At 73.7% G+C, this 236-nt stretch carries 1 protein-coding gene; it reads left to right on the top strand.

The window, feature by feature from the left end; translation table 11 throughout:
• Window positions 1–17: 17 nt before the first annotated feature.
• Window positions 18–236 (top strand): FAD-dependent oxidoreductase (locus tag KVS71_RS18815; protein ID WP_368874983.1); only part of this gene is annotated, 219 nt, incomplete at its 3' end.

Genomic DNA, 236 nt, shown 5'->3' on the forward strand with positions numbered 1-236 from the left:
CCTTAGGCGGGATGAGGGTGGGCCACAGCTCGCCGGTCACCCGCCTCGCGTGGGTCGACACCGGGGTGAGCGTGCGCCTCGGCACCGGGGAAGCCCTCTCCTTCGACCGGGTGCTGCTGTCGGTGCCGCTCGGGGTGCTGCAGGAGCAGGCCCTCGAGTTCGACCCCCCGCTGCCGTTCGTCAACCGCGGCGCCGTGTCCCCGCTCGGCATGGGCGCCATCCGGTCGGTGTGGCTG

The sequence above is a fragment of the Microbacterium sp. GbtcB4 genome (genome assembly GCF_019091465.1).
In the GTDB taxonomy this organism is placed as follows: Bacteria; Actinomycetota; Actinomycetes; order Actinomycetales; family Microbacteriaceae; genus Microbacterium; species Microbacterium paraoxydans.